The organism is Actinosynnema sp. CA-299493 (assembly GCF_050946825.1).
Classification (GTDB): domain Bacteria; phylum Actinomycetota; class Actinomycetes; order Mycobacteriales; family Pseudonocardiaceae; genus Actinosynnema.
This window is the reverse complement of record NZ_CP191993.1, coordinates 3,345,294-3,371,284: the sequence shown is the minus strand read 5'-3', so window position 1 is coordinate 3,371,284 and position 25,991 is coordinate 3,345,294. Positions and strand designations below refer to the sequence as shown.

General features: G+C 75.4%; 4 protein-coding genes. All 4 read right to left on the bottom strand.

Annotation, left to right across the window (positions count from 1 at the left end):
* Positions 1–14: 14 nt before the first annotated feature.
* Genes ACQPYE_RS15525 through ACQPYE_RS15510 form a run of 4 tightly spaced genes read right to left on the bottom strand, consistent with a single transcriptional unit; the run spans position 15 to position 25,961 of the window.
* Entirely contained in the window at positions 15–227 is a 213-nt protein-coding gene (locus tag ACQPYE_RS15525) for an MbtH family protein (RefSeq protein ID WP_498721944.1), read from the bottom strand.
* Positions 224–4,108 (bottom strand): amino acid adenylation domain-containing protein, encoded by a 3,885-nt coding sequence (locus ACQPYE_RS15520; protein WP_498721943.1) that lies wholly within the window; start codon positions 4,106–4,108, stop codon positions 224–226. Before ACQPYE_RS15520 ends, ACQPYE_RS15525 begins: the two co-directional genes overlap by 4 nt.
* Complete coding sequence (locus ACQPYE_RS15515; protein WP_498721941.1) at positions 4,108–15,021, bottom strand: non-ribosomal peptide synthetase; 10,914 nt, start codon at positions 15,019–15,021, stop codon at positions 4,108–4,110. The genes ACQPYE_RS15520 and ACQPYE_RS15515 overlap by 1 nt, the downstream gene beginning before the upstream one ends.
* Positions 15,018–25,961, bottom strand: a complete 10,944-nt coding sequence (locus tag ACQPYE_RS15510) for an amino acid adenylation domain-containing protein (RefSeq protein ID WP_498721939.1) — start codon at positions 25,959–25,961, stop codon at positions 15,018–15,020. Before ACQPYE_RS15510 ends, ACQPYE_RS15515 begins: the two co-directional genes overlap by 4 nt.
* Between the last annotated feature and the right edge of the window lie 30 nt (positions 25,962–25,991).

The following is a 25,991-nucleotide window of genomic DNA, read 5'->3' as shown; positions in this document are numbered from 1 at the left end:
GTGGACGGGTCCGCTCAGGCGCCCATGGCGTCGACGAGGCTCTGGGGGCGCATGTCGGTCCAGTTCGCCTCGACGTGGTCCAGGCACTCCTGGCGGCCCGCCTCGCCGAACACCACGCGCCAGCCGTCGGGGACCGGGATGAAGTGCGGCCAGAGGGAGTGCTGGTTCTCGTCGTTGACCAGCACGAAGTAGGTGCCGTTCTCGTCCTCGAACGGGTTGGTGCTCATCGCGGGTCTCCTTCGGGTCGCGGCGTCGCCACGGCGGCGTCGACCGCCCTGGCGACCTCGTCGAGGACGTCTCGACGAGTCATCTCTTCGTGGGGTGCGGGCACGTCGTGCACGCGGATGGCGCCGGTGACGTGGGGCGCCCACCGGCCCGGGTCGCGCTCCGGGTGGTCGGCGGCGTCGGTGGCGCGGAAGAACAGCAGGTCGCCGTCGAAGCGGCGCGGTGCGTGGGCGGACAGCGCGCGGCCGTTGGCCAGGTAGGTGTCGAGCACGGCCCGGGCGAGGTCGTCGGTGGTCTGCTCGTAGCCGCCGAGCTCGTTGCGCACCACGGCGACGGCGCGGGCGTGCCCCTCGGGCGTGGCCAGGTCCTCGGGGCTCAGGCCGGTGCCGGCGAACGCGTCGGCGAAGACCTCCTCGGTGGTCAGCGGTGTCGTGCCGACGCGGGGGTAGGAGTCGAGCACGGCCAGCAGCTCGACCTCCTCGCCCTCCTCCTGGAGCAGGACGGCGGCCTCGTGGGCGAGGTGCCCGCCCATCGACCAGCCGAGCAGCCGGTAGGGGCCGTGCGGCGCGACGGCGCGGATGTGGCCGACGAACCGGGCGGCCTGCTGCCCGATCGTGCCGGGGTCGCACACCGCGAGGTCGGCCTGGAGGCCGTAGAGCGGCACGTCCGGGTCGAGCGCGCCGAGCAGCCCGGTGTAGCACCAGCTCAGCCCGGACGCCGGGTGCAGGCAGAACAGCGGCGGCGCGTCGCCGCCCACCCGCAGGGGCAGCACCGGGCCCAGCGCGTCCACGCCGGTCGCGGTCGGGTCGCCGTCGAGGCGGCGGGCCAGCTCGGCCGGGCTGGGCGACTCGAACACCGTCCGCACGGTCACGTCGGCGTCGAAGCGGGACCGCACCCGGTCGGCCAGCGTCACGGCCAGCAGCGAGTGCCCGCCCGCCGCGAAGAACCCCCGGTCCGGGTCGACCGCGTCCACCCCCAGCACCTCGGCGAACACGCGGCACAGCAGGTCCTCGGCGAGGGTGCGCGGCGCGCGTCCGCCGGCGGCGACGCCCCGGGGCGCGGGCAGGGCCCGGCGGTCGAGCTTGCCGTTGGCGTTGAGCGGCAGCTCCTCCAGCACGGTGAACGTGCCGGGCACGAGGTGCGCGGGCAGGTCGGCGGCCACGTGCCCGCGCACCTCGTCGGGGTCCGGCGAAGCGCCGGGCTCGGGCACGTAGTACGCGGCCAACCGCTGGTCGCCCGGCACGTCCTCGCGCACCGCGACGGCCGCGTGCGCCACCCCGGCGCACCGCGCCACGGCGGCCTCCACCTCGCCCAGCTCGACCCGGACGCCCCGGAGCTTCACCTGGTCGTCGGCACGGCCCAGGTACACGAGCGCGCCGTCCTCGTCCCAGCGCGCCAGGTCGCCGGTGCGGTACAGGCGTGATCCGGGCGGGCCGTACGGGTCGGCGACGAACCGGGTCGCGGTGGTGCCGGGGCGACCGAGGTAGCCGCGCGCCAGTTGCACGCCCGCCAGGTACAGCTCGCCCGGCGCGCCGGGCGGCACGGGCGCGAGGCGGGCGTCCAGCACGTACGCGCGGGTGTTCCAGACGGGCCTGCCGATGGGCACGCGCGGGTCGTCGGCGGCGCACTGCCACGACGTGACGTCGACCGACGCCTCGGTGGGGCCGTAGAGGTTGTGCAGCTCGGCGGAGTACGCGGCCAGGAACCGGTCCCGGGTGGCGGGCAGGAGCGCTTCGCCGCTGCACACCACCCGCCGCAAGGTCGGGCACGCCACCGGCCGCACCAGGAAGGCGTCCAGCATGGACGGCACGAAGTGGGCGGTCGTGACGCCGTGGTCGTTGATCACCTGCGCCAGGTGGGCCGGGTCGCGGTGCCCGTCCGGCTTGGCCACCACGACCGCCGCGCCCGTGATAAGGGGCCAGAAGAACTCCCACACCGACACGTCGAACGTGTACGGCGTCTTGAGCAGCACCCGGTCGTCCGGGGTGAGCCGGTAGCGGTCCTGCATCCACAGCAGGCGGTTCACGATGCCCCGGTGCGGCACGCCGACACCCTTGGGCGTGCCCGTGGAGCCGGAGGTGTGGATGACGTACGCCAGGTCGTCGGGCGAGGCCCGGCGTGCCGTCACGTCCGGCACGTCGTCGCCGTGCACCCCCACCACCGGCAGGCCGTCGAACGCCGCCGCGTCGTCCGTCACCACGCACACCGGCCGTGCCCCGGCCAGCAGCACGGCGCGCCGCCGGGCCGGCAGGTCGGTGTCCAGCGGCAGGTAGGCCGCGCCGGACTTCAGCACGGCCAGCAGCGTCACGACCAGGTCGGCCGAGCGCGGCAAGGACACCGCCACCAGCGCGTCCGGTCCCGCGCCGGCGGCGACGAGGCGGCGGGCCAGGCGGTCGGCGGACCCGTGCAGCGCGGTGTAGTCCAGCACGCGGTCGTGGTCGATGACGGCGGTGGCGTGCGGCGAGGTGGCCGCCTGCCGGTCCAGCAGGTCGGTGAGCGTGACGTCCTCGACCGGTGTCGCGGTGTCGTTCCACGCGCGCAGCACGCGGTCGCGGTCGGAACCGTCCAGCGGCGTGCACTCGCTCAGCGGCCGGTCCGGGTGCTCGACCAGGTCCGCCAGGGTGCGCAGCAGCCAGTCCGCCAGGCGGCGGGCGGTGGCGGCGTCCACCAGGTCGGGCCGGTGGTCCAGCCGGAAGGCCAGGTCCGGACCGGGCACGCCCACCAGCGTCACCGGGTAGTGCGTGGCGTCGCGGGCCTCCACGTCGATCAGGAAGGCGCCGCCGGCCAGCTCGGTGTTGTCGTCGCCGCCGGCCGGGTAGTTCTCGAACACCAGGGTCGTGTCGAACAGCGGTCCCCGACCGACCCGGCCCTGGAGGTCGGCGAGGTTGACGTGCTGGTGCTCCAGCAGGCCGGTCTGCTGCGACTGGAGCGCGTCGAGCAGGTCGGCGGCGGTGTCGTCGGGAGACCAGCTCACCCGCACCGGCAGCGTGTTGATGAACAGGCCGATCATGCGCTCCACGCCCGGCAGCTCCGGCGGCCGGCCGGACACCGTGCCGCCGAACACCACGTCGGTGCGGCCGGTGTGCACGCCGAGCGTGAGGCCCCACGCGGCCTGCACGACGGTGTTGACCGTCCAGCCGCGCTCGCGGGCCAGCTCGGACAGCCGCCCGGTCAGCTCCTCGCCGAGCTTCGCCCGCACGTGCGCGGGCGGCTCCTGCTCGCCCGGCCGTCCCGGGCCGCCGACCAGCGTGGGTCCGGTGACGCCGTGCAACACCGCGTCCCACGCCTTGCGGGACACCTCGTGGTCGCGGGCGTCGAGCCACGCCAGGTACTCGCGGTAGGGGGCGACGGGCGCCATGCCCTTCTCGTCGCCGTGCCGGTCGTACAGCTCGAACAGCTCGTCCAGCAGCACGGGCAGCGACCAGCCGTCGACCACGATGTGGTGCACGGTGACCGCGAGCCGGAAGTCCTTGAACGGCATCCGGAACAGCACGCACCGCAGCGGCACGTCCTCGTGCAGCGCGAAGCGGCGCAGCCGTTCGGCGTCGTAGCGCTCCTCGAACCGGGCCTCCGCCTCGGCGACGGGCAGCGTCGAGCAGTCCACCACCTCCCACGGCACGTCGACGTGGTCGAGCACGACCTGGACGGGCTGGTCGAGCCCTTCGTGGACGAACACCGACCGCAGTCCGGCGTGCCGCCGCACCAGCGCCTCCACGGCGTCGCGCAGCGCGTCCGCGCCGAGCTCGCCGTAGAGGTCGACGGCCACCTGCACGGTGTAGAAGTCGGGGCCGTCGGTGTCGTGCAGGGCGTGGAACAGCAGGCCCTGCTGCAACGGGGCCAACGGGAGGATGTCCTCGATGCGCGGTGCGCTCGTGTCACCCATCACCGGCGTGCCTTCCTCATCATGGCCTCCAAGCGGTCGATGTTCTTCTGCGACAGGGGGACCAGCGCCACGTCCGAGGGCGTGAGGCCGCCGGCGCGCGGGTCGCGGGCGTGCGCGGCGAGCGCGGTCAGGGCGTCGCGCCACAGCCCGCCGAGCGCGGCCACGTCCGGTTCGTCGAGCAGGGCGGCGGGCCACGACAGGGCGGCGACGAGACGGGGCCCGTCCGCGCCGTCCTCGGTGAACGCGTTGACCTCCAGCACGTGGGCGAACGGCAGCCCGTCGTCGCCGACCGCGCCGCCCGCGTCGGTCAACGGGGTCCAGTCGCGGCCGGTCGCGCCGACGCTCGTGCGGCCCAGGTAGTTGAACCCGACCTGCGGCGCCGGGCAGGCGGCGAGCTTGCCCGCGGTGTCCGGGTTGAGGTGGCGCAGCAGGCCGTAGCCGAGGCCGTGGTCGGGCACCGCCCGCAGCCCTTCCTTGACCTGCTTGAGCGCCGTGCCCACGGGTTCGCCGGCGGCCAGCACGTCGTCCCACCGCAGCGGCGGCACGTCCACCCGCACCGGGTAGAGGTTGGTGAACCAGCCGACCGTGCGGGACAGGTCGAGGCCCGGCGCGACCGCGTCCTCGTGCCTGCCGTGGCCCTCGCGGTCCACCAGCAGCCCGTCGGGCAGCCGTTCGCCGCGTCGGGCCAGCCACTCGCGCACGGCCAGGCCGAAGCCGGTGAGCAGCACGTCGTCCACGCTGACGCGGAACGCGGCGGGCGCGGTCGTCAGCAACGCCGTGGTCACGTCCGGGTCGACCTCGACCACCGTGGTCAGCGCCGTGGCGAGGGTGTCGCGGCGCGGGTCGAGCGGGCGGGCGCCCAGGGCGGGCTGGGCGGTGTCGGCGGTGGCCAGCCAGTGCGGCAGCTGCTCGGCCCACCGCGGTTCGGTCGCCACCTCGGCGAGGCGGGTGGCCCAGCGCCGCCACGACGTGCGCACCGGCGGCAGCTCGGGCGTGACGCCGAGCCGGGCGGCGGTCGCGGCGGTGGCGAGGTCGGGCAGCAGGATCCGCCACGACACGCCGTCCACGACCAGGTGGTGCGCCAGGACGAGCAGCCGGCCGGGCGCGTCGGGCCCGGCGTCGAACCACACCAGGCGCAGCACCACCGCGTCGTCGGGCCGCAGGGCGCGGCGGGCGGCCTCGGTGTGCCCGGTGATCACGGCCGCCAGCTCGTCCTCGGCGAGGCCGGCGACGTCGACCCGGGTCAGCTGCTCCTCGGCTCGCACCGCGCCGTGCGGCAGGACTTCCAGCGCCCAGCCGTCGTCATCGCGGCGCAGCCGGGTGCGCAGGGCGTCGTGGTGCTCCAGCACGACGGCCAGGGCGTCGACCAGGTGCCCGGTGGTGAGCCCGGCGGGCGTGGCGACCACGTGCGACTGGTTGAACCCGTCGACCGGGCCGCCGCCGGCGCGCAGCCACTCCACGATCGGCAGCAGCGGCACCTCGCCCACGCCGTCGGGGTCGGCCACGTCGTCGTCCTGCCCGGCCGACGGCGCGGCGACGTCGGCGAGGCGGCGGACGGTCTTCAGCTCGAACACGTCGCGCGGGGTGAACACCCAGCCGGCGGTGCGGGCGCGGCTGACGAGCTGGATGGACATGATGCTGTCGCCACCCAGGTCGAAGAACCCGTCGTCCACGCCGACCCGCTCGACGCCGAGCACGTCGGCGAACACAGCCGCCAGGGCCTCTTCCACGACCGTGCGCGGCACGGCGACCGGCGCGGCCTCGCGTCGCGGCGCGGGCAGGGCGCGGCGGTCGACCTTGCCGTTGACGGTCAGCGGCAGCTCCGGGAGCACCACGAACGCCGACGGCACCGAGTAGTCCGGCAGCGCGGCGACCGCGACGGCCCGCGCCTCGGCCACGTCCACGTCGTCGCCCACGAGGTAGGCGACGAGGCGGCGTTCACCGGGCCGGTCCTCGCGGACCACGACGGCCGCGCCGCGGACGCCGGCCCGGCCGGTCAGCACGGCCTCGACCTCGCCCGGCTCGATCCGGAAGCCGCGCAGCTTCACCTGGCCGTCGGTGCGGCCGACGAACTCCAGCCTGCCGTCGCGGGACCAGCGGACCAGGTCGCCCGTGCGGTACAGGCGGTCGCCGGGCGCGCCGTGCGGGTCGGGCACGAACCGCTCGGCGGTGAGCCCCGGCCGGGCCAGGTAGCCGCGGGCCAGCTTGCCGCCCGCCACGTGCAGCTCGCCCGTCACGCCCGGCGGCACGGGCTGGAGCCGGTGGTCCAGGACGCGCAGCGCGGTGCCGGCCATCGGGGCGCCGATGGGCAGCGGGCTCGCGGCCACCTCGCCGGGCAGCACCGCGTGGCGCGAGGCGAACGTGGTGGTCTCGGTGGGGCCGTAGCCGTTGACCAGCACCAGGTCCGGGCACGCCCGGCGCACGGCGGCCACGGCGTGCTCGGAGACCACGTCACCGCCGGTCCACACCTCGCGCAGGGTCGCCAGGGTCTCCGGGGCCTCCTCCGCGACGACCCGGAACAGACCGGCGGTGAGCCACAGCGCGGTCACGTCGTGCCGGCGGATCGCGGCGGCCAGGCCGGCGATGTCCACCTCGTCCGGGGAGTCGACGATCGACGTGCCGCCGTTGAGCAGCGGCACCCACATCTCGTACGTGCTCGCGTCGAAGGCGTAGGAGGAGTGCACGAGGACGCGGTGGTGCGCGCCCGTGGTGAAGATCGGGTCGGTGGCCAGCTCCACCACGTTGGCGTGGGTGACGGCCGCGCCCTTCGGCACGCCCGTGGAGCCGGAGGTGTGGATGACGTACGCCAGCTGGTCCGGGTGCGGCGCCGGCAGGTCGGTGTCGGGCGCGGGTGGCGACCCGGCCGTGAGGTCCAGGACGTGGGCCGGTGCGACGAGGCCGGCGGGCAGGTCGGCGCGGTCGGTGAGCAGGACGGCGGCGGCGGTGTCGGCGAGGATCAGGTTGTGCCGCTCGACGGGGTTGCCGTCGTGCAGCGGCACGTACGCGCCGCCCGCGTAGAGCGCGGCGAGGGTGGCGACGGTCCGCTCGGCGGTGCGTCGGGCGAGCACGGCCACCCGGGTCTCGGCGCGCACGCCGTGGTCGAGCAGGTGGTGGGCGAGCGCGCGGGCGCGGGCGTCCAGCTCGGCGTAGGTCAGCTCGCGGTCGCCGTCGACCAGGGCCACCGCGTCCGGTGTCTTCGCGACCTGCGCGCGGAAGCGGCCGACGACCGTGCCGCGTTCCCGGTGGGAGGGGTTGCGGCCCCACACGTCCAGCACGATGCCGCGTTCGCCCTCGCCGAGCACCGGCAGGGCGCTCACGCGGGTGGTGGCGTCGGCGGCGACGGCGCGCAGGACGCGGGTGAGGCGTGCGCCGAGGGCTTCGGCGGTGGCGCGGTCGAACAGGTCGGCGGCGAACTGGATGGTGCCCTCGATGCCCGCCTCGGTCTCCCCCAGGTCGAACGACAGGTCGAACTTCGCCGGGCCCTCGCCGAGGTCGACCAGGTCCAGGCTCAGGCCGGGCAGCTCCAGGTCGGGCTCGGGCGCGTTCTGGAGCACCAGCATCACCTGGAACAACGGGTGCCGCGCCACGGACCGCTCGGGGTTGAGCGCGTCCACGAGCCGGTCGAACGGCAGGTCCTGGTGCGCGAACGCGGCCAGGTCGGTCTGCCGGACGCGGCCGAGCAGCTCCTCGAACGCGGGGTCGCCGGAGGTGTCGGTGCGCAGCACGAGGGTGTTGACGAAGAAGCCGACCAGGTCCTCCAGCGCGGCGTCCGTGCGGCCCGCCACGGCCGTGCCGAGGACCACGTCCTCGCCGGCGCCCAGCCGGGTCAGCACCGCCGAGATCGCCGCCTGGAGCACCATGAACAGGCTCGTGCCGGTCCGGCGGGCCAGGGTCAGCAGGTCGGCGCGCAGGGTGGCGTCCACCCGCCACGGCACCAGGCCGCCCCGGTGGGAGGCGACGGCGGGCCGGCGGCGGTCGGCGGGCAGCTCCAGGGCGTCGGGGATACCGTCGAGCTGCCGCCGCCAGAACTCCAGCTGCGCCGTGCCCGCCGAGCCGGGGTCGTCGTCCGCGCCCAGCACGTCGGCCTGCCACAACGCGTAGTCCGCGTACTGGACGGGCAGTTCCGGCAGGTCCGGCGCGCGTCCGGCGAGGCGGGCGCGGTAGGCGTGGCCGAGGTCGCGGGTCAGGGGCGTGAACGACCAGCCGTCGCCCGCGATGTGGTGCAGCACCAGCAGCAGCACGCGCTCCGAGGGCGACACCTCGAACAGCCACGCCTTGAGCGGCAGTTCGCGGGACAGGTCGAACGTGCACGCCGCCGCGTCGTCCAGGCGTTCCCGCAGCACGCTCGCGTCGGTGGTGCGCACGCTGAACGCCCGGGTCAGCATCTCGTCGGCCTCGGCGGCGGGCACCACGAGCTGGCGCGGCGTGCCGTCGGAGTCGGGGAAGACGGTGCGCAGCGACTCGTGGCGGGCCAGCACGTCGCCGAGCGCGGCGCGCAGCGCGGTCACGTCCAGGTCACCGGACAAGCGCAGCGCGATCGGGATGTTGTACATCCCGTTGGCGTCCTCCAGCCGGTCGAGGAACCACAGCCGGCGCTGGGCGAACGACAGCGGCACCACCTCGGGCCGTTCGGCGCGGGTGACGCCGCGGCGCGCGACGCCGGCCGTGGTGGCGCGTGCGGCGAGCATCGCGGGCGTCGGCGCCTCGAACACCGCGCGCAGCGGCAGTTCCACGCCCATCGCCGCACGCACCTGGCCGACCAGGCGGGTCGCGAGCAGGGAGTGGCCGCCGAGGTCGAAGAACCCGTCGTCCACGCCGACCCGGTCCAGGCCGAGCACGTCGGCGAACACCGCGCACAGCACCTCTTCGGCCGGGGTGCGCGGCGCGGCGTCGCCGATCGCGGCGGCGTCCGGCGCGGGCAGGGCGCGGCGGTCGAGCTTGCCGTTGGCGTTCAGGGGGAACTCGTCGAGCACGACCAGCGCGGCGGGCACCATGTACGCGGGCAGGGCCGCGCGCACGGCGTCGAGCACGGCGGCCGGGTCGACGGCGCGGCCCGTGACGTACCCGACGAGCCGCTTGTCCCCCGGCCGGTCCTCGCGGACCACGACGGCGGCGCGGTCCACCTCGGCGTGCCGGGCCAGCGCGGACTCGACCTCGCCGAGCTCGATCCGGAAGCCGCGCAGCTTCACCTGGTCGTCGGAGCGGCCCAGGTACTCCAGTTGGCCGTCCACGCCCCAGCGCACGAGGTCGCCGGTGCGGTAGAGCCGCCCGCCCCGGCCGAACGGGTCGGCCACGAACCGCTCGGCGGTCAGCGCGGCGCGCCCGACGTACCCCCGGGCCAGGCTCTCGCCCGCCAGGTACAGCTCACCGGGCGTGCCGGGGGGCACGGGCCGCAGGGCGGCGTCCAGGACGTACGCCCGGGTGTTCCACAGCGGACGGCCGGTGGGCGCGGGACCGTCGAGCGGGTCGGGCGCCGCGGTGCCCCACTGGAGGGTGTAGACGGTGGCCTCGGTGGGGCCGTAGACGTTGTCGATCCGGGCGGCGGGCAGGGCGGCGCGCACGTCGTTGAAGACGCTCGCGGGCAGGCCTTCGCCGGCGAGCACGACGGCCCGCGCGTCCAGCCGCACCCCGGCCGCGAGGACCTGGGCGAACACCGAGGGCACGCCGCTGACCAGCCCGCCGGTCCAGCCGCCGCGTTCCACGAGGGTGGTCAGGTTCTCCACGACCTCCACCCGTCCGCCGACGGTGAGCGGCGTGAACAGCTCGAAGACGGACACGTCGAAGTTCAGCGAGGTGGACAGCAGCACCGAGGACAGCTCGTCGGCGGTGAAGTGGTCGGCGGCCCAGGCGACGAGGTTCGCCATGCCGCGCCGCGTCACGGCCACGCCCTTGGGCCGGCCGGTGGAGCCGGAGGTGTGGATGACGTAGGCGAGCGACCCGCCGTGCACGTCCGGGACCGGCGGCGCGACGGGCCGCGTGAGGCGTTCGGCGACGGCCGGGTCGTCCAGCAGGACGAGCCGGTCGGCGGCCACGCCCAGCCGCGCCGAGGTGGCGTCGTCGATGATCACGCACACCGGGCGCGTGTCCTCCAGCACGAACGCGATGCGGGCGGCCGGGTGGCCGGGGTCCAGCGGCACGTACGCGCCGCCCGCCCGCAGCACCGCGAGCAACGCGACCACCGCGTCCGACGTGCGTGGCAGGGAGACCGCGACCAGCGTCTCCGGCCGCACCCCGCGTGCCACCAGCAGCGCCGCGAGTCGGTCGGCGCGGGCGTCCAGCTCGGCGTAGGTGAGCGTGCGGTCGGTGCCGACGACGGCGACCGCGTCGGGCGTGCGGGCGGCCTGCCGGGCGATGAGCTGTTCCACGAACGCGTCCGGCACGGGCCGCGCGGTGTCGTTCCAAGTGTGCAGCACGCGTTCGCGTTCGGCGGGGTCGAGCACGTCCACGTCGCCCAGGCGGATCGCCGGGTCGGCGACGACGGTCTCCAGCAGCCGCACGAGCCGCCGCGCGAGGGTGCGGGCGGTGGGCGCGTCGAACAGGTCCAGCGCGTGTTCGAGGTCGCCCTCCACGCCGGCCGGCCGGCCCGCCTGGTCGTGGGTCTCGCGCAGGTCGAGCAGCAGGTCGAACTTGGCCGCGCCGCCGGGCACCTCTTCGAGGTCGATGGCGAGGTCCGGCAGGTCGAGGTCGGCCTCCGGGGTGTTCTGGAGCACGAGCATCACCTGGAACAGCGGGTGCCGGGCCAGCGACCGGCGCGGGTTCAGCACCTCCACCAACCGCTCGAACGGCACGTCCTGGTGCGCCAACGCCGCCAGGTCCGTCTGCCGCACCCGCTCCAGCAACTCCTTGAACGTCGGATCGCCCGAGGTGTCGGTGCGCAGCACCACCGTGTTGACGAAGAACCCCACCAGGTCGTCCAACGCCTCGTCGGAACGACCCGCCACCGCCGTGCCCAACGGGATGTCGGCACCCGCGCCCAACCGCGTCAACAACGCCGCCACGGCGGCCTGGAGCACCATGAACACGGTCGTGCGGGTCTGCCGGGCCAGCGCGACGAGCTTGGCGTGCGCGTCGGCGTCCAGCCGCAACGGCACCCGCCCACCCCGGTACGACGCCACCGCCGGGCGCGGCCGGTCCGCCGGGAGCTCCAGGACCTCGGGCAGCCCGGCCAGCCGCGTGCGCCAGAACTCGACCTGCGCGGCGAGCGCGCTGCCCTCCTCCTCGTCGGACCCGAGCACGCGCCGCTGCCACAACGTGTAGTCCGCGTACTGCAACGGCAACGGCGGCAGGTCCGGCGCCGAGCCGGCCAGCCGGGCGCGGTAGGCCGTGCCGAGGTCGCGCAGCAACGGCGTCAACGACCAGCCGTCGCCCGCGATGTGGTGCACCAGGAACAGCACCACGTGCTCGTCGGGCGCGAGCTCGAACAGCCACACCCGGCAGGGGATCTCGGCGGCCAGGTCGAACCGGTGGTCGAGCGCGTCGGCGAGGGCGGCGGGCAGGTCGTCCTCGTCGACCTCGACGTGCACGACCGGCAGGGCGGGCGCGTCCAGGACGTGCTGGCGCGGTTCGCCGTCGACCTCCGGGAACGTGGTGCGCAGCGACTCGTGCCGGGCCACGACGTCTCGGAACGCCGCCGTGAGGGCGTCCCGGTCCAACCGCCCGGTCAGGCGCAGCGGCAGCGGCACGTTGTACAGGCCCGCCGCCTCCTCCAGTCGGTCGAGGAACCAGAGCCGGCGCTGGGCGTGCGACAGGGGGAGCACGTCCGGGCGGGGCAGCACCTCCACGTCGTGGCGGGTGCCCCGGGCGCGTTCGGCGAGGGCGGCCAGCGCGGCGGGCGTGGGCGCCTCGAACACCGAGCGGATGGACAGCTCCACGTCCAGCACCGACCGGACGCGGCTGACCAGGCGGGTGGCGAGCAGCGAGTGGCCGCCGAGGTCGAAGAAGCTGTCCTCCACGCCCACCGACGGCAGGTTGAGGACCGTGGCGAACACGCCGACCAGCACTTCCTCGGTGAAGTTGCGCGGCGCGCGGCCGGTCGTCGCGGTGCCGCCGGCCACGTCCGGCGCGGGCAGGGCGCGGCGGTCCAACTTGCCGTTGGTGGTCAGCGGCAACGCGTCGAGCCGCACGAACGCCGAGGGCGCCATGTAGTCCGGCACGGCGGCGGCGACGTGCGCGTGCAGGGCGACCGGGTCGAAGTCGTGGCCTTCGGCGGGCACCACGTAGGCGACGAGCCGCTGGTCGCCGGGCTGGTCCTCGCGCACGACCACGCCGACCGGGCCGGTCGAGGGGTGGCGGGACAGCACGGACTCGATCTCGCCCAGCTCCACCCGGTAGCCGCGGATCTTCACCTGGTCGTCGGCGCGGCCGGCGAACAGCAGGTCGCCGTGCTCGCCCCACCGGGCCAGGTCGCCGGTGCGGTACATGCGCGAGCCGGCCGGCCCGTAGGGGTTGGCGACGAACCGGCCGGAGGTGAGGCCGGGTCGGGCGACGTAACCGCGGGCCAGGTTCTCGCCCGCGATGTACAGCTCGCCGATCACGCCGGGCGGCACCGGGCGCAGCGCGTCGTCCAGCACGTACGCCTGCGTGTTCCACAGCGGGCGGCCGAGCGACAGCACCCCGGCCGGGATCTCGTCGCCCGGCTCGATCACCAGCGACGTGCAGCCGACCGTGGTCTCGGTGGGGCCGTACTCGTTGACGACGCGTGCGCCCGGGTGGCGTTCGCGCCACACGTCGAGCTGCGCGCCGGGCAGCGGCTCGCCGCCGAGGACGAGTTCCGCGGTCGGCGAGTAGGTGTCCGGCAGGACGTCCAGCACGGACAGGTGGCTGGGCGTGCCCTTGAGGTACGCGAAACCCCCGGCGGTGGGGCTCGCCGGGTCGATGCCGTCGTCGGCCAGGTCGCCCAGGTGCACCGCGCCGCCGGAGATCAGCGGCGCGTACAGGCCCGTGACGGTGAGGTCGAACGTGACGGGCGAGTGCAGGAACGCGCCGGACCGCACCGACGGGTAGGCGTCGACCGACCACTGGAGGTAGTTCACCGCCGCGCGGTGTTCGACCAGCGTGCCCTTGGGACGGCCGGTGGAGCCGGAGGTGTAGATGACGTACGCGGCGTGCTCCACCCGCAGCGGCGCGCGTCGGTCGGCGTCGGTCAGCGGGTCGGCGGAGAACGCGTGGTCGTCCAGCTCGTCCAGGACCAGCGCCGGCACGTCGAGCGCGGCGAGCCCGGGCGCGAGGGCGGCGTCGGTGACCAGCCGCACGGGCCGGGTCTCGCCGAGCATGTCGGCGAGCCGCTCGGCGGGCTGGTCCGGGTCGAGCGGCAGGTAGCCCGCGCCCGCCTTGAGCACCGCGAGCAGGGTCGTCACCAGGCGGGCGCCGCGCGGGAGCGCCACCGCCACCAGGGCTTCCGGGCCCGCGCCGTGCTCGACCAGCAGGCGGGCCAGGCGGTTCGCGTCGGCGTGCAGCCCGGCGTAGGTGCGGACGTCGGTCCCGTGCACGACGGCGGTCGCGTCGGGCGTGGCCGCGGCCTGCCGGTCGAGCAGCGCGGTCAGGTGCAGCGGCTCCACGGCGTGGTCGGTGTCGTTCCAGTCGACCAGGATGCGATCGCGCTCGGCCGCGTCGAGCAGGTCGACGGCGTCCACCGGCCGGTCGGGGTCGGCGGCGATGGCGCGCAGCACCAGCCGCAGCCACTCCCCCATCCGGGCCACGGTCGCCCGGCCCAGCACGTCGGGCCGGAAGTCCAGCCGGAACGCCAGCCGCTCGCCGGGCAGGCCGACGAGGCTGATCGGGTAGTGCGTGGCGTCGCGGGCCTGGAAGTCGGTGATCCGCACGCCGCCGCCCAGCACGGGCGCGGTGTCGACGTCGACGGGGTAGTTTTCGAACACCATCGTGGTGTCGAACAGCTCGCCGTGGCCGGTGCGGCGCTGCACGTCGGCCAGACCGACGTGCTGGTGCGCGATCAGCCCGGCCTGCCGGTCCTGCACGGCGGTCAGCAGGTCGCCCAGCGGCTGGCCGCCGGTCCACGACACGCGCACCGGCAGCGTGTTGATGAACAGGCCGAGCATCGTCTCCACGCCCGGCAGCTCGGCGGGCCGGCCGGACACCGTGCCGCCGAACACCACGTCGCGGCGGCCGAGGTAGCGGCCGAGCACCACGCCCCACGCGCCCTGGGCGAGGGTGTTCATGGTCCAGCCGCGGGCGCGGGAGGTGCGGGTGAGGGCGTCGGTCAGCTCGTCGTCCAGCTCGACCAGCACGCCTTCGGGCACCACGGAGGCGTTGTCGGCGGCGGCCCCGACGAGCGTCGGCCCGTCGAGGCCCGCGAGCACGTCGTCGTAGGCGGCCAGCGCGCCGGCCGCGTCCTGGCGGTTCAGCCAGCCCAGGTAGTCGCGGTAGGGCGTGACGCGGGGCATCGCCGAGTCGTCGCCCGCGTGCTCGTAGAGGGTGAACAGCTCGTCCAGGAACACCGGCGTGGACCAGCCGTCCATCAGGATGTGGTGCATGGTCAGCAGCAGCCGGTGCACCTGGCCGGGCAGCACGACGAGCACGAACCGGAGCAGCGGCGCGCGGGCCATGTCGAAGCGGCGGGCGCGTTCGGAGTCGACCAGCTCGGCGTACTCGGCCTCCGCGTCGGCGGCGCCGGTCAGGTCGACCTCGCGCCACGGCGCGCGCACCTCGCGGCGCACCACCTGCACGGGCCGGTCGAGGCCCTTGTGGCGGAACCCGACGCGCAGGTTCGCGTGCCGGCGCAGCAGCGCGTCGGCGGCGGCGCGCAGCGCGGGCACGTCCACCGCGCCGGTCAGCTCGGTGGCCATCTGCACGGTGTAGACGTCCAGGCCGTCGCGGTCGTACAGGGCGTGGAAGAGGAATCCCTCCTGCAACGACGACAGCGGCAGGACGTCCTCGACTGCGGACTTCTTGCTCATCGGTCCAAGTCCTCGCTCTCGTCGTCTTCGTCGTCTTCGTCGTCCGCCAGCAGGTCGAGCTCGTCCTGGCTGAGCGGGACCAGGTCCACGTCGGAGGGGGTGAGCCCACCCGCCGCCGCGCCCCGGACGTGCTCGACCAGCCCGCGCAGCGCCTCCCGCCACGCCGTGCCGAGGTCGTCGGCCTCGGTGTCGACGAGCAGGTCGGCGGGCCAGGCGAGGGTGGCGGCCAGGCGCGGGCCGTCCGGGGTGTCCTCGGTGACGGCCGTGACCTCGATCGTGTGCACGAACGGCAGGTCGTCGTGGCCGACCGGCGCGGTGAAACCGGGCGCGGGCAGCCACAGCCGGTCGCCGCCGGGCGCGGCGGTGTCGACCCGGCCCAGGTAGTTGAACGCGATCTGCGGGGCGCCCAGGCCCGCGAGCTTGCCCGCCGTGTCGGCGTTGAGGTGGCGCAGCAGGCCGTAGCCGACGCCCTTCTCCGGCAGCTCGCGCACCTGCTCCTTGACCCGCTTGAGCGCCGTGCCCGCAGCCGGACCGCCGGCCAGCAGCTCCGGCCAGGAGACCCGGCCGGGGTCCAACCGCACCGGGTGCACGCTGGTGAACCAGCCGACCGTGCGGGACAGCTCCACGTCCGGCACGACGTCCTCCCGGCCGTGGCCCTCGACCTGGAGCAGCACGGAGGTCTCCGCGCCGCGACCCCGGCGTTCCCGCCACCGGCCGACGGCCAGCGCGAGCGCGGTCAGCAGCACGTCGTCCACCCCCGCGTGGAACGCGGCGGGCACCTCCGTGAGCAGCGGCGCGGTCTCCTCGACCGTGAGGGCGACTTCGCTGGTGCGGGCGGTGCCCACGGTGTCGCGTGCCGGGTCGAGGGGCCGTGCGCCGAGCAGCGGGTCCGGGCCGTCCAGGACGGCGGTCCAGTACGGGAGCTGGTCGGCGCGCGCCGGGTCGTGCGCGGCGTCGTGCAGCAGGTGCGACCAGCGCCGCCACGACGTCCACACCGGTTCGAGCACGGGCTCGCGGCCGGCGGCGAGGGCGTGCCACGCCTGGGCGAGGTCGGGCAGCAGGATGCGCCACGACACGCCGTCCACGGCGAGGTGGTGCACGACCAGCAGCAGGTCGCCGGGGTGCGCGGGGCCGGCGTCGAACCACACCGCCCGCACGAGCAGGCCCCGGGCCGGGTCGAGGCGTCGCCACGCGGTGTCGGCCTCGGCGCGGACGGCGGCGGCCCGCGCGGTGGCGTCCAGCCCGGTCACGTCCACGCGGCTGGTGACGTCGGCCGCGCGCACCGCGCCCCGGTCGGCGATCTCGTAGACCCACTCCCCCTCGTCGTCGCGGGCGAGGCGGGAGCGCAGGGCGTCGTGGTGGTCGAGCAGCGCGTCGAGCGCGCCCAGCAGCCGGTCCCGGCCCAGTTCGGCCGGCACGGCGACGAGCTGGGCCTGGTTGAAGCCGTCGAGCGTGCCGCCGCTGTCGAGGAACCAGCGCACGACCGGCGTGAGCACGGCGGGCCCGCTGCCGGTCGGGTCGGCGACGAGGCGCGCGTCGGCGGGTTCGACGGCCACCAGGGCGAGTTCGGCCGCGGTCTTGCGCTCGAACACGTCGCGGGGGGTGAACACCAGGCCCGCCCGGCGGGCGCGGCTGACGAGCTGGATGGAGCCGATGCTGTCGCCGCCGAGGTCGAAGAAGCTGTCGTCCACCCCGACGTCGGGCAGGCCGAGCACGTCGGCGAACACCGCGCACAGCGCCTCTTCGCGTGCGGTGCGCGTGCCGCCGGACCGCGGTGCCGGGTCGGGGGCGGCGGGTGCGGGGAGCTCGGCGTGGTCGAGCTTGCCGTTGCGGCTCAACGGCAGCGCGTCCAGCACCACGACGGCGGCCGGCACCATGTAGTCGGGCAGCTCGGCGCGCAGCGCGGACCTCAGGGCCGCGGTGTCCAGCTGCCCGCCGGGCGTGGCGGTGACGTAGGCGACGAGCCGGGGCGTCCCGCCGTGGTCCGGGCGGAGCAGCACGGCGCACGCGTCCACGCCGTCGTGGCGGCGCAGCGCCGCTTCCACCTCACCGGGCTCCACCCGGAAGCCGCGGACCTTGACCTGGCTGTCGACCCGGCCGAGGAACTCCACGTGCCCGTCGGACAGGCGGCGCGCGAGGTCGCCGGTGCGGTACATGCGCGCGCCGCCACCGGCGAACGGGTCGGCGACGAACCGGTGCGCGGTGAGCGCGGGCCGGTCGAGGTAGCCGCGGGCGACGTTCGGTCCGGACAGGTACAGCTCGCCGGGCACGCCGACCGGCACGGGCCGCAGCCACGCGTCGAGGACGTGCGCCCGGCTGTTGAGCACCGGCGTGCCGACGACCGGCGTCGGGTGGTCGGCCAGGTCTGCGATCATCGAGTCCACCGTGGACTCGGTCGGCCCGTAGAGGTTGAGCGCCACCAGTCCGGGCGTGCCGCGCAGCGTCCCCCACAGGTGGGCGGGCACCGCCTCGCCGCCGAGCAGCACCACCGACGGGTACCGCTCGGCGCCGTCCAGCAGGCCGCGCGCGACGAGGTGGTCCACGTAGGACGGCGTGGTCTCGATGACGTCGATCCGCTCCCGGCGCAGGTGTGCCACGAGGGCGTCCGGGTCGCGGCGGGCGTCGTCGCCGATGACGTGCAGCTCGTGGCCGGCGAGCATCCACAGCACCGGGTCCCACGACGCGTCGAACGCCACGGGCGCGGTGAGCGCCGCCCGCACCCGGTCACGGCCGAGGCGGCGGGTGACGGGTCCGAAGACGTGCTCTTCGTGGTGCCGCAGGAGGTTGGCCAGGGAGCCGTGCTCGACCACGACGCCCTTGGGCCGCCCGGTGGAACCGGAGGTGTAGATGACGTAGGCGGCGTCGCGTGCGGTCAGCGGCCGGGTCCGGTCGGCATCGGTCGGCGCGGTGTCCGGCACGTCCGGCAGGGTGTGGGCGGCGGCCGAGCCCTCGATGACCAGGGCTGGCCGGGCGTCGGCGAGGGTGGCGCGCCGCCGTTCCGCCGGGTGGTCCGGGTCCAGCGGCAGGTAGACCGCGCCCGCCTTCAGCACGGCCAGCAGCGCCACGACCGTGTCGACCGAGCGCGGCAGCACCACCGCCACCACGTCGCCGACCGCCGTGCCGCGCCGCAGCAACGAGTGCGCGAGCCGGTTGGCGCGCCGCTCCACCTCGGTCCCGGTGAGCCGCACCTCGCCCGCCACCAGCGCCGTCCGGTCGCCGTGGGTCGTGGCGAACCGGTCGAGCACGGTCCGGTCGGGCGCCGGGCCCACCGGACCGGCCGCGCCCCGGGCCAGGTGGTCGGCCTCGCCCGGCGCGAGCAGGTCCAGTTCGCCGACGCGCCGCGCCGGCTCGGCCGTGGCCTGGTCCAGGACCCGGGCGAACCAGGTCGCGATCCGGAGCGCGGTGTCCTCGTCGAAGACGTCCCGGCTGTACTCCAGCTCGCCGCGCAGGCCGGCGGGCTCGCCGCCGGAGTGCCGCTCGGCCAGCGTGAACGACAGGTCGAACTTGGCCGATCCGGCGGGCAGGTCGACGACCTCCGGCGTGACGCCCGGCAGGTCGAGGTCCGGGTCGGCGTTGTTCTGCAGCACCAGCAGCACCTGGAACAGCGGGTGCCTGGCCAGCGACCGCTGCGGCGCCAGCTCCTCGACCAGCCGGTCGAACGGGACGTCCTGGTTCGCGAACGCGGCCAGGTCGACGTCGCGCACCCGGTCGAGCAGGTCGCCGAACGCGGGCTCGCCCGAGGTGTCCACCCGCAGCACGAGCGTGTTGACGAAGAACCCGACCAGGTCGTCCAACGCCTCGTCACGCCGACCGGCCACGGGCGTGCCGACCGGGATGTCGACGCCCGCGCCCAACCGGGTCAGCAACGCGGCCAGCGCGGCGTGCAGCACCATGAACGGGCTGGCGCCGTGCTCGGCGGCCAGGCGCGCCACGCGGGCGTGCACGTCGGCGTCCAGGCGCAGCGGCACGGAGCCGCCCGCGTTCTCCGGTCGGCTGGGACGCGGCCGGTCCGTCGGCAGGTCCACCGTGTCGGGCAGGTCGGCCAGCCGGGCACGCCAGTGGTCGAGCTGCGCGCGCGAGGCGCTCTGCTCGTCGTCGTCGGAGCCGAGCACGTCGTGCTGCCACAACGTGTAGTCCGCGTACTGCACGGGCAGCGGCGCGAACTCCGGCGCGACGCCCGCGTGCCGGGCGCGGTAGGCGACGCCGAGGTCGCGCAGCAAGGGCGCCAGCGACCAGCCGTCGGCGGCCACGTGGTGCAGCAGCAGGAGCAGCACGTGGTGGTCGGCGGCGAGCCGGTACAACCGGACGGCTACGGGCAGGTCGTCGGCCAGGGCGAACTTGTGCCGCACCGCGCCGGCCAGCTCGGCGGTCACCTCGTCCTCGGTGGTGTCGACGCGCCTGGTCGCGGCGCTGAGCAGCGCGACAGCCGCCGCCGGGTCCAGCACCGCCTGCCGCGGCGCGCCGTCGACCTCGGGGAACACGGTCCGCAGCACCTCGTGCCGGACGACCACGTCGGCCACCGCCGTGAGCAGCGCGGCGTCGTCCAACGCGCCGGTGAGCCGCACGGCCAGCGGCACGGAGTACATGCCGCCCACCTCGTCCAGCCGGTCGAGGAACCACAGCCGCTGCTGGGCGGCGGACAGCGGCACCACGTCGGGCCGGGGTCGCGGGGTCACGCGGGCACGGGCGGGCGCCGCGTCGTGCAGGACCCGGGCCAGGCCGGCGGGCGTCGGGTGCTCGAACACCGCCCGGATCGGCGCCTCCACGCCCAGCACCGCGCGCACCCGGCTGATCAGCCGCATGGCGAGCAACGAGTGGCCGCCGAGGTCGAAGAAGCCGTCGTCCACGCCGACCGACCCCACCCCGAGCACGTCGGCGAACAGCCCGCACAACACCTCCTCCACGCCGTGCGCCGCCCGTGACGGTGACGCGGTGGCGGTGGTGGGCGCGGGCAGGGCGTGGCGGTCCACCTTGCCGTTGCCGTTGAGCGGCAACGACTCCAGCTCCACCACCACCGACGGCACCATGTACGCGGGCAGCGCGTCGCCGACGTGGGCGCGCAACGCCGCCCCGTCCACGGCCACGCCCGCGCCGGGCACCACGTAAGCCACGAGACGGCGTTCACCGCGGTGGTCGGCGCGCACGGCGACGACGGCGTGCGCCACGTCGGGGTGCCGGGCCAGCACGGCTTCGACCTCGCCCGGCTCGATCCGGAAACCCCGCAGCTTGACCTGGTCGTCGGCCCGACCGTGGAACGCCAGCCGTCCGTCGGGCCGGCGGCGCACCAGGTCGCCGGTGCGGTACATGCGGTCGCCGGGCGGACCGTACGGGTCGGGCACGAACCGCTCGGCGGTCAACCCCGCCCGGCCCAGGTAGCCGCGCGCGAGACCGGTGCCCGCCACGTACAGCTCGCCCACCGCGCCGGGCGGCGTGAGGCCGAGGTCGGCGTCGAGGACGTGCACGCGCGTGTTGTCCATCGGCAGGCCGATGGGCATGGCCTCCGGGTCGGGTTCGCCGGGGCGCAGGGCGAAGCGCGTGGCGAACGTCGTGGTCTCGGTGGGGCCGTAGCCGTCGACCACGGTCAGTCCCGGGCAGTGCGCGCGGACTCGCGCCACCGCGGCGACGGGCACGACGTCACCACCGGTCCACACCTCCCGCACGCCCGCCAAGCACGCCGGCGCCTCCTCGGCGACCAGCCGGAACAGCCCGGCGGTCAGCCACAGGGCGGTGACGCGGTGGTCGGCGACGACCCGGCCGAGCGTGGCGATGTCCAGCACGCCGGGCGGCGCGACGACGAGCGTGCCGCCGGAGAGCAGCGGCGCCCACAGCTCGTAGGTGGCCGCGTCGAAGGCGTGCGACGAGTGCAGCAGCACGCGGGCGTGCGCGGGCGTGGTGAACAGCCGGTCGGTGGCCAGTTCCACGACGTTCGCGTGCGTGACGGCGACGCCCTTGGGCACACCCGTGGAGCCGGACGTGTGCATGACGTAGGCGAGCTGGTCGGGGTGCGTAGCCCGGTGCAGCGGACCCGCGGCGGGCGGCTGCTCGTCGGTGCGCACCACGTGGGCGGGCGCGGTCAGCCCGGCAGGCAGCTCGGGCCGGTCGGTGACCAGGACGGGCGCTCCCAGGTCGGCGAGCACGAAGTCCAGGCGCTCCACCGGGTACGACTCGTGCAGCGGCACGTAGTAGCCGCCCGCCTTGAGCACCGCGAGGATCACGACCACCAGCGCTGGCGACCGGTCCACCAGCAGCGCGACCGGCGTCTCGGCGCCGACGCCGGCGGCGGCGAGCCGGTGCGCCCACCGGTCGGCCTCGGCGTCGAGCTGCCCGTAGGTGAGGGAGCCCGTGTCGGACACCACGGCGAGCGCGTCGGGCGTGGCGGCGGCCCGCGCCTCGAACCGGGCGGCCAGGGACGTGGCGTCGACGTGGCGGGCGGTGTCGTTCCAGGTGACGAGCTCGGCGTGCCGTTCCTCGGCGGTGAGCAGGTCGAGGCGGCCGAGCGAGGTGGCGGGATCGGCGGCGACGGCCGCGAGGAGCGTGCCCAGGCGGGTCACCAGGCGCCGCGCGGTCGCCTCGTCGAACAGGTCGAGCGCGTACTCCAGCGCCCCGGCGACACCGGTCACCGCGCCGTTGTCGTCGCGGGTCTCGTAGAGGTCGAACCACAGGTCGAACTTGGCCACGGCCGTGCGCAGGTCGGCCACGGCGACGTCCAGGCCGGGCAGCTCGACGTCCGGGTCGGGGGTGTTCTGGAGCACCAGCATCACCTGGAACAGCGGGTGCCGGGCCAACGACCGGCGCGGGTTCAGCACCTCCACCAACCGCTCGAACGGCACGTCCTGGTGCGCCAACGCCGCCAGGTCCGTCTGCCGCACCCGCTCCAGCAACTCCCGGAACGTCGGATCGCCCGAGGTGTCCGTCCGCAACACCACCGTGTTCACGAAGAACCCCACCAGGTCGTCCAACACCTCATCGGAACGACCCGCCACCGCCGTCCCCAACGGGATGTCGGCACCCGCCCCCAACCGCGTCAACAACGCCGCCACGGCCGCGTGCAGCACCATGAACACGCTGGTGCGCGTGTCGCGCGCGATCTCGGCCAGTCGCCCGTACACCTCGCCGGACACGGTCAGCGGCACGCGTGCGCCCCGGTGCGACGGCACGTCCGGGCGCGGCCGATCGGCGGGCAGGTCCAGCACCTCGGGCAGGTCGGCGAGCCGGTCGCGCCAGAACCGGACCTGGCGGCTGAGCACGCCGTCCGGGTCATCCTCGTCGCCGAGCGCGTCCCGCTGCCACAGCGCGTAGTCCGCGTACTGCAACGGCAGCGGCGCGAACTCCGGCGCGACGCCCGCGTGCCGGGCGCGGTAGGCCGCGCCGAGGTCGCGCAGCAACGGCGCGAGCGACCAGCCGTCGGCGGCGATGTGGTGCACGACCAGCAGCAGCACGTGCTCGTCCGCGCCGGTCTCGAACAGCCAGAGCCGCCACGGCAGGCCGTGCGCGAGGTCGAAGCGGTGCCCGGTGGCGGCGGTCATCTCCTCGGCCGGGTCCGCGACGGCCGCGGTCTCGACGTGGTCCGGCAGCAGGCGCACCGCGTCGGCCGCGTCGAGCACGTGCTGGACGGGCTCGCCGTCCACCTCGGGGTACCGGGTGCGCAGCGGCTCGTGGCGCGTCACGACGTCGCCGAGGGCGGCCAGCAGCGCCGCCCGGTCGAGCGGTCCGGTCAGGCGCAGCGGCAGCGGCACGTTGTAGGTGCCGCCGGTCTCGTCCATGCCGTGCAGGAACCACAGGCGGCGCTGGGCGGACGACAGCGGCACGAGGTCCGGGCGCGGCCGTGCGACGGGCCGTGAGCGGGCGGCGGCGGCGCCGTCCACGACCTCGGCGAGCCCGGCGGGCGTGGGGTGGTCGAACACCGACCGCAAGGACAGCTCCACGCCGAGCGCGGACCGCACCTTGCTGATCAGCCGGGTGGCGAGCAGCGAGTGCCCGCCCAGGTCGAAGAACCCCTCGTCCACGCCGACCCGCTCGACACCGAGCACGTCCGCGAACACGGCCACCAGCAGTTCTTCCAGTGGCGTGCGCGGCGCGCGGCCGGTCGCGCCGGCGTCGGGCGCGGGCAGGGCGTGCCGGTCGAGCTTCCCGTTGGGCGTCAGCGGCAGCGCGGCCAGCGCGACGAACGCCGACGGCACCATGTAGCCCGGCAACCGCTCCTCGGCCGTCGCCCGCAGCGCGGTCGGGTCCACGTCGGCGGGCGTCACGTACGCGACGAGCCGCTTGTCGCCGGGCCGGTCCTCGCGCACGACGACCGCGACCTCGCCGACGTGCCCGGCGAACACCGCCTCGATCTCACCCAGCTCGATCCGGTGACCCCGGACCTTCACCTGGTGGTCGCGCCGCTCCAGGAACACCAGCGAACCGTCCGCGCGGCGCACCACGTAGTCGCCGGTGCGGTACATGCGGCGGCCGGGGCGCGGGGTGAACGGGTCGGCCACGAACACCGCGCCCGTGCGGCCCGGGTCGCCGAGGTAACCGCGGCCGACGCCCTCGCCGCCGACGTACAGCTCGCCGGGTGTGCCGACGGGCACCGGCCGCAGCCGGTCGTCCAGCACGTACAGGCGGGTGTTGCGCAGCGCGCGGCCGATCGGGACGCCGTCGGCCACGTCGTCGGGCGAGGTGATGAAGGCGTGCGTGACGTCGTCGGCGCACTCGGTGGGGCCGTAGGCGTTCATCAGCGGGATGGTGGGGAACGCGTCGAGCCAGCGGACGCAGAGGTCGGCGGGCAGCGCCTCGCCCGTGGCGACGAGCAGCCGCAGCGAAGCCAGTCCCGGCCGGCCACCGTCCGCGTCCCACAGGTCCAGTGCGGCGCGCAGCAGTGACGGCACGACTTCCAGCACGGCCACGCGTTCGGCGTCGGCCCGGTCGAACAGGGCGCGCGGGTCGGCCGCGAACTCCCGTGCGACGACCCGGGCCGTGCCGCCCACCACGAGCGGGGCGAGCATCTGCCAGATGGAGATGTCGAACGTGAGGGGCGCGTTCTGCACCACCGTGTCCACTTCGGACAGGGAGCAGTCCTCCACCTTGGTCAGCAGGTGGTTCACCATGCCGCGGTGGGTGACCATGGCCCCCTTGGGCTTCCCGGTCGACCCGGACGTGAACAGCACGTACGCCAGGTCGTCCCCCGCACCGACCGGCTCGGGCCACTCGTCCGCCACCTCGTCGGACACCGGCAGCAGGTCCGCGCCTAGTTCGGCGGCGAAGGAGGCGACGGCGGGCGAGGCGAGCACGAGCCGTGCGCCGCTGTCGGCCACGAGCGCGCGGCCACGGGCGACCGGCGCGTCGGAGTCCACCGGCACGTAGGCCGCGCCCGCGCCGAACACCGCCAGCACCGACACCACGAAGTCCCGGCCCGGCGCGGTGGGCAGCGCGACCACGTCACCGCGCTCCACCCCCGCCTCCCGCAACCGGCGGGTGAGCGCACCGGCGCGCCCGGCCAGCTCGGCGTAGGTGGTCGGCCCCTCGTCGTCCACCACCGCCACCGCGTCGGGCGTGCGGCGGGCGTGGTCCCGCACCCGGCGCACCACGCCGTCCGCGTCGTCCAACGGCGCGTCGGTGCGGTTCCACCCGTCCAGCGCCTGGTCGAGCTCGACGGCGTCGAGCAGGTCGAACGACGCCAGCGGCGCGTCCGGCTCCGCCAGCAGCCGGTCGAGCAACCGCAGCAGCCGGTCCAGGTGGCCGGCCACCTCCTCCTCGCCGTAGAGGAACTCGTTGCCGTCCAGGTCGATCCGCACGGGGTTGCCGTCGGACCGGTCGTAGGCGGTGATCTCCACGTCGTCGATCACGCCGTTGGACAGGTTGTGCGCCGTGACGGGGTGTCCGCCGAAGGTGACGTTGTAGTCGAACGGCATGATGTTGACCACGACGTTCGCCAGCTGCCCCGCGCCGCGCACCAGGCCCAGGTCCCGCAGCACGTCCTCCTGCCGGTACCGCTGGTGCTTGAGCGTGGTGCGGGCTTCCGCGGTGGTGCGGCGCAGCACGTCGACGAACGTGGACTCCGGGCCGAGGTCCACGAACAGCGCGAGGATGTTGCTGACCATGCCCGGCGTGTCGCGCAGCAGCTTGCTCTTGCGCGCCATGACGGGGAAGCCGACGGGCGTGGTGCGCGCGCCCGTGACCAGGTGCAGGTAGACGGCGGTGGCGGCGGTCAGCGCCATCGGCCAGGTGGACGCGTTGGCCCGGGTGAGCTCCTTCATCCGGGCCATCGACGCGGGCTCGACGTGCGCGGTGGCGCGGGCCGGGCGGGCGCTGGCGGGCGCGGTGCCGGAGGTGAGGCCGACGGGCGCGGGCCGGTCGGCGAGGCGGGTCCGCCAGTGCTCCCGGTCGCGGCGGTAGGCGTCGGAGGCGCGGTAGGCGGCGTCGTCGTCCAGGTACTGCTGGAGGGTGGCGAACGCGCTGGGGGGCACGTCCTCCCCCGCCGCCAGGGCCGAGTACACGGTGGCCAGTCGGTCGGTGAAGATGCGCCCGCTCACGCCGTCGGCGATGACGTGGTGGTTGCGCTGGTAGTACAGGTACCGCTCGGCCTCGACCCGGAACAGGGCGTCGACCGACAGCGGGCCCCGCTCCAGGTCCATCGGCCGGTACAGGTCGTCCTCCATCCACGCCACGGCGTCGCCCACCGGGTCGGCGCGGTCGGTGTGGTCGAAGAAGCGCAGGTGCGGGTCGGGGGCGAGGAACTGCCACACGCCGTCGGCGTCCTCGGTGAACCGGACCTGGACGGTCTCGGCCTCCAGCACGGTGCGGCGCAACGCCTCCTCGAACAGCGCCACGTCCACCGCGCCGTGGATCTCCAGGTACTCCGACATGACGAACACGTTGTCGGGGTTCAACCGCTGGCCGTACCAGATCCCCAGTTGCCCCGGGGAGAGCGGCCACCGCCGCCTGTCCTCGCTCATGTCCCTGGTCCTCCCTAGCCCTGGCCCCGT

Coding starts and splice junctions, on each gene's coding strand:
- ACQPYE_RS15520 (WP_498721943.1), bottom strand. CDS start 4,108: ATGGGTGACACGAGCGCACCGCGCATCGAGGACATCCTCCCGTTGGCC.
- ACQPYE_RS15510 (WP_498721939.1), bottom strand. CDS start 25,961: ATGAGCGAGGACAGGCGGCGGTGGCCGCTCTCCCCGGGGCAACTGGGG.
- ACQPYE_RS15525 (WP_498721944.1), bottom strand. CDS start 227: ATGAGCACCAACCCGTTCGAGGACGAGAACGGCACCTACTTCGTGCTG.
- ACQPYE_RS15515 (WP_498721941.1), bottom strand. CDS start 15,021: ATGAGCAAGAAGTCCGCAGTCGAGGACGTCCTGCCGCTGTCGTCGTTG.